The sequence below is a fragment of the Saccharopolyspora soli genome (assembly GCF_022678645.1).
Taxonomy (GTDB): Bacteria; Actinomycetota; Actinomycetes; order Mycobacteriales; family Pseudonocardiaceae; genus Saccharopolyspora; species Saccharopolyspora soli.
The window spans coordinates 1-5,391 of the sequence record NZ_JALBWV010000143.1 but is presented as its reverse complement, the minus strand read 5'-3'; the positions used below and the strand labels follow the sequence as shown (position 1 = coordinate 5,391).

Here is a 5,391-nt window from a genome sequence, read left to right as displayed (position 1 = left end):
TGTTTTTTTTTTTTCTTCGGTCGCTCCGTCTGTGCCGCTGTCTCATTTCCTTGTTCTGCCGGGGGGGGGGGGGGTCGGGGTGGGGGTTGCCCGAAAGCCGGTTGGAGCCCGCTTTGCCACTCACGACCCCTTTAGACTGCCCTCGATGGACAGCGGGCACGATCGGGATTCGTTGCGGCACCACGGCGATGTCGACGCCGAGCGCGGCCTGCTCGACTTCGCGGTCAACGTCCGCCTCGACCGCCCACCGGCGTGGCTCCGCGACCGCCTGACGGCGGCGCTCGACCGCCTCGGCCGCTACCCGTCCGCCGCCGACGACCTCGCGGCTCGCGCGGCTGTCGCCGCTCGCCACGGCCGCGCCGCGGCCGAGGTCCTGGTGCTCGCTGGCGCGGCGGAGGGCTTCGCGCTCCTGCCGTCGCTGCGCCCCCGCCTCGCTGCGCTCGTGCACCCCTCCTTCACCGAGCCCGAGGTGGCGCTTCGCGCCGCAGACGTCGAGGTGACCCGTGTGCGGCTGGACCCGGCCGACGGCTATCGACTGCGTGCGGAAGCGGTGCCCGAGCAGGCGGATCTGGTGGTGCTGGGCAATCCGACCAACCCGACGTCGGTGCTGCATCCGGCGGCCGAGATCCGGCGGCTGTTGCGGCCCGGTCGGGTGGTGGTGGTCGACGAGGCGTTCAGCGACACCGTGCCGGGCGAGCCGGAATCGCTGGCCGGTTGCCGCGAACCGGGACTGCTGGTAGTGCGCAGCCTGACCAAGATGTGGGGCTTGCCTGGCTTGCGCGCCGGATACGCCTTGGGGGATACCGAGTTGTTGCGGCGACTGGCCCGCAACCGTCCACATTGGCCGGTCAACGCCTTGGTGCTGGAGGCGCTGATCGCTTGTTGCGAGTCGGCCGCGTTGGCCGAATCCGACCAGGCGGCAGTGGAATTCGAAGCGCACCGGGACCGGCTGGTCGCGGATCTGGCCGACATCCCCGGGCTGCGCATCGCATTGCCAGCTCGCGCCCCGTTCTTGCTGCTCCAGGTGGCGAACGGAGCGCAGGTGCGCGAAGCGCTGCGGGAGCACGGCATCGCGGTTCGCCGCGGTGATACGTTTCCTGGTCTCGGCCCTGACCACCTTCGGGTCGCGGTGCGCGATCCGGCGCAGAACGCTTTGCTGGTCAAGGCTTTTCGAGATGTCTTGAGATGGGGGTGAACAAATGGCGGTTCGGCTTCAAGAGGTGATCGACGCGCTGGAGGCGGCGTATCCGCCCGAGCTGGCCGAGAGCTGGGACGCGGTCGGTCTGGTGTGCGGCGACCCGGGGGCCATGGTGCAGCGCGTGCTGTTCTGCGTGGACGCGGTCGAGGCCACTGTGGACGAGGCCGTGGATTTCGGTGTGCAGCTGGTGGTTTCGCACCATCCGTTATTGCTGCGCGGGGTGCACGGCGTGCCTGCCGACGATCCGAAGGGGCGGATCGTGCACCGGCTGATCCGGGCCGGGATCGGCCTGTACTGCGCGCACACCAATGCCGACAGCGCGCTGCAAGGGGTGTCGGACGCGCTGGCCGAGGCCATCGGCCTCACCGTGACCAGGCCGTTGGTGCCGCACGGGGAAGGTGCCGACACCGGCCTGGGGCGCATCGGGGAGCTGCCCGAAGCCGAACCGTTCCGCGACTTCGTCGAGCGCGTCGCGGACAACCTGCCGACCACGGCGTGGGGCGTGCGCGGCGCGGGTGATCCCGAGCGGCCGATCCGCACGGTCGCGGTGTGCGGCGGTGCGGGTGACTCCTACCTGGCCACTGCCGTGGCAGCCGGGGTCGACGCGTACGTGACCGCCGATCTGCGGCACCACCCGGCCGGTGAGCACATCGCGCGGGCCGACGTCCCCGGCACCGACGTACCGGCTCTGGTGGACGTCGCGCACTGGGCGAGCGAGTGGCCGTGGTGCCAGCAGGCCGCGGACACCGTGGCCGCCGCGTTGCCGGATACAGTCGAAGTCCTCGTTTCCACCCGCCGCACCGACCCGTGGACCGTGCACGCTGGTGCGGCATCCGACCCAGGGAGGGCGCCCGCGTGAAAGCCGACCCCGCCGTTCAGCGACGCCTGCTCGACCTCGCGGAGGCCGATGCGGAGCTCAACCGCGTCGAGCACCGCCGCCGCACGCTGCCCGAGTTGGCGGAGATCGGGCAGGCCGAGCGCGATGTGCGGGCCAAGCGGGATGAGCTGGTGGTCGCCGAAACCGCGTACCGCGATCTGGACCGCGAGGTCAGGAGGCTGGAGAACGAGGTCGAGCAGGTGCGCGCCCGCGGGCAGCGGGACCGCGAGCTGATGGCGGCCGGTGGGTCCGCCAAGCAGCTGGAGGACCTGGAGCACGAGCTGCAGACGCTGGCTCGGCGCCAGGGCATCCTCGAAGACGAGCAGTTGGAGGTCATGGAGCAGCGCGAGGCCCTCGAAACGAACGTGACGAAGTCGCGTGAGGCGGTCGACGCGGCCGAGCAGCGGCTGGCGGAGGTCCAGTCGCGTCGTGACGAGGCGCTCGCCGACCTCGAAGCGGCCGAGGTGCGCCGCAAGGGCGAGCGCGACATGATCGTCAAGGCGCTGCCCGATGACCTCGCCGCGCTCTACGAACGGATCCGCGCGCAGCGCGGCGTCGCGGCTGGACTCCTGCAGGGTGCCCGGTGCGGCGCGTGCCGCATCGAGATAGACCGCACCGCGCTGAACGAGGTGCGCGAGGCGGCGGCCGACGACGTGGTCCGCTGCGAGGAGTGCGGCGCGATCCTGGTGCGCACCGGGGGGAACCGGTGACCTCACGGGTGGTCGTCGAGGCCGACGGCGGGTCGCGCGGCAACCCCGGTCCCGCCGGGTGCGGTGCCGTGGTCCGCGACGCCGAATCAGGTGCGGTGCTGGTCGAGCGCTCGATCGGGTTGGGCATCGCGACCAACAACGCGGCCGAGTACCAGGGCTTGATCGCCGGGCTCAGGGCCGCGGCCGAGGTCGGTGCGGCCGAGGTCGAGGTGCGGATGGACAGCAAGCTGGTCATCGAGCAGATGGCCGGGCGCTGGAAGGTCAAGCACGAGAACCTGCGGCCGTTGGCCGCCGAGGCGAGGCGACTGGTCGCCGGGTTCGAGCGGGTGGACTTCGAGTGGGTGCCGCGTGACCGGAACGCGCACGCCGACCGGCTGGCCAACCAGGCGATGGACGAGCAGGCCGGTGCCGAGCAGGGCCACGAGTCGGCGCGGATCCGCCCGTCCGGATGGCTCGGCGCCCACGGGACGCCCACGAAGGTGTTCCTGCTGCGCCACGGGCAGACCCCGATGTCGGTCGACCGGCGTTACTCCGGTCGCGGCGACGTCACGTTGACCGAGCTCGGCGAGCGGCAGGTGCGCGCGGCCGGGAAGCGGCTCGCCGCGATGGACGGGGTGATCACCGCGGACGGCGTCGCGCCGGTGATCGCCTCGCCGCTGACCCGGACCCGGCAGACCGCGCAGGCGGTCGTCGACGCCATCGGCGGCGACCTGCACCTCCACGACGGCCTGCTGGAAACCGACTTCGGCGACTGGGAGGGCCTCACCTTCCTGGAGACCGCCGACCAGTACCCGCGGCTGCACCGCGAGTGGCTCGGCGACCCCACCGTCCGGCCGCCGGGCGGCGAAAGCCTCGACGAGGTCTTCGAGCGGGTCACCACCACCCGCGACGACCTGCTCCAGCGCTACGCGGGCCGCACGATCATCGTGGTCAGCCACGTGACCCCGATCAAGGCGTTCCTGCGGCTGGCCCTGGGCGTCGGCCCGCAGCTGTTCTACCGCCTGCACCTGGACCTGGCCTCGCTGTCCATTGTGGAGTTCTACCCGGACGGCAACGCGTCGGTCCGCCTGGTCAACGACATCTCCCATTGGTCCTGACCTGGTTCGGGACACCAGCGGGAGCTTCGCCCACCTGCGACGCCAACCCCAGGTGGGAGTGCCGTTCGCCGGTGATGGCTGATTGACACGTGTGACGCTCGTTACTAGCGTGCCCTGAAACCGTATGGGAAGTTAACGGATAGGGGTGCGGGTGGCACCGGACGAGCGCGCGGCGCGGGACGGTAGTCCGCGGCTGCTGCGGGAGATCAACGATCGGGCCGCGATCGAGGCCATGTTGCGACGAGGTGCGCTCACCCGCGCCGAACTCGAAGCCGCCATCGGCCTGTCCAAACCCGCGACCGTCGCGCTGCTCGCCCGGTTGGAGAAGGCGGGCATGGTGCGCCGCGGCGAACTGCGCGGCGGCAACCGCGGCCCAGCCGCGCAGATGTGGTCGGTCAACGGTGCTCTCGCGCACGTCGCGGGCGTGAGCCTGACGCCGGACGACGTGGACATCGTGATCGCCGACATCACCGGCGAAATCCGGGTGGAGCAGCGCAGCGCGCTGCCCTCCGGCAACGACGCGCCGCAGGTCTTCATCGACGCGATGGCGCGGGCCGCCGAACGCGTCGACCTCCGGCCCGAGCAGCTCGCCAAGATCGTGATCGGTTCACCGGGCGCGGTGAACCCGGCCACCGGACACCTCGGCTTCGCCCCGCACCTGCCCGGTTGGGAGGGCTTCGACCTGCCCGGTCGGCTGCGCGCCGAATTGGGCGCCGACGTGATCGTGGACAACGACGTCAACCTGGTCGCGCTCGTCGAGATGACCACCGGCCGGGCCCGGCAGGTCCGGGACTTCGTGCTGATCTGGCTCAGCGACGGGCTCGGCTGCGCGGTCGTGATCGACCGCGTGCTGCACCGGGGGGTCACCGGCGGTGCCGGTGAGATCGACTGGATGCACGTGCCCGACCGAGCCCGGCTGGACACCGGTGTCGACCGGACCGGCGCGCGGCTCGGCAGCCTGCTCAGCGACCGGTCGATCAACGAACTCGCCCACGCGCACGGCCTGAAAACCCGCAATGGCGCGGCCGCCGTGCAAGCGGCCCGCACGGCGGGCACGGCCGGTCAGGAGTTCCTGGCCGACCTGGCGCGGCGCATCGCGACCGGCGTCGCCGGGGTGGTGAGCGTCCTCGACCCGGAAGTCGTGCTGCTGACCGCTGAGCTGGCGCAGGCGGGCGGTCAGCCGCTGGCCGACCTGGTCGCCGCCGAACTGCACCGGCTCGTCGTGCCGCGCACTCCGGTGGAACCAGCGCAGTGCACCGAGCTCGCGGTGCGCGCGGGCGCATTGCAAGTGGCCCTTGGCCTCGCCCGGGAGCGGGTTTTCGGCCTGCCCGCCACCGCGGTGGGAATCCGATCCGGTTCGGAGAACCAGCAGGAGGAGGCGCGATGAGACGATTAAGACGCCACGCGATCCGGGGTCGTGGGTGCGCAAAACCGCGCCCACCCGCGTTGGCGCGGCCCCCCCCCGGCCCCCCCCCGGGGGGGGGCGGGGGGGGGGGGGGGGGGGGCGCG

The 5,391-nt window shown here is 71.9% G+C and carries 5 protein-coding genes; all 5 read left to right on the top strand.

Annotation, left to right across the window (positions count from 1 at the left end):
• Positions 1-145: 145 nt before the first annotated feature.
• The 5 genes from cobC (at position 146) to MOQ72_RS43800 (ending at position 5,269) form a co-directional block, all read left to right on the top strand.
• Complete coding sequence (gene cobC, locus MOQ72_RS43820; RefSeq protein ID WP_242191982.1) at positions 146-1,195, top strand: Rv2231c family histidinol phosphate aminotransferase CobC; 1,050 nt, start codon at positions 146-148, stop codon at positions 1,193-1,195.
• A 4-nt stretch (positions 1,196-1,199) separates the two neighbouring features.
• A complete protein-coding gene (locus tag MOQ72_RS43815) occupies positions 1,200-2,057 on the top strand; it encodes a Nif3-like dinuclear metal center hexameric protein (RefSeq protein WP_242191981.1) in 858 nt (285 codons plus the stop codon).
• On the top strand, positions 2,054-2,785 hold the full coding sequence (locus MOQ72_RS43810) for a zinc ribbon domain-containing protein (RefSeq protein WP_242191980.1): 732 nt from the start codon (positions 2,054-2,056) through the stop codon (positions 2,783-2,785). Before MOQ72_RS43815 ends, MOQ72_RS43810 begins: the two co-directional genes overlap by 4 nt.
• On the top strand, positions 2,782-3,882 hold the full coding sequence (locus tag MOQ72_RS43805; protein ID WP_242191979.1) for a bifunctional RNase H/acid phosphatase: 1,101 nt from the start codon (positions 2,782-2,784) through the stop codon (positions 3,880-3,882). Before MOQ72_RS43810 ends, MOQ72_RS43805 begins: the two co-directional genes overlap by 4 nt.
• 151 nt (positions 3,883-4,033) lie before the next feature.
• The gene (locus MOQ72_RS43800) at positions 4,034-5,269 is read left to right on the top strand and encodes an ROK family transcriptional regulator (protein ID WP_308198077.1); all 1,236 of its coding nucleotides are present in this window, start codon (positions 4,034-4,036) and stop codon (positions 5,267-5,269) included.
• The last annotated feature ends 122 nt before the right edge of the window (positions 5,270-5,391 follow it).

Coding starts and splice junctions, on each gene's coding strand:
- cobC (WP_242191982.1), top strand. CDS start 146: ATGGACAGCGGGCACGATCGGGATTCGTTGCGGCACCACGGCGATGTC.
- MOQ72_RS43815 (WP_242191981.1), top strand. CDS start 1,200: ATGGCGGTTCGGCTTCAAGAGGTGATCGACGCGCTGGAGGCGGCGTAT.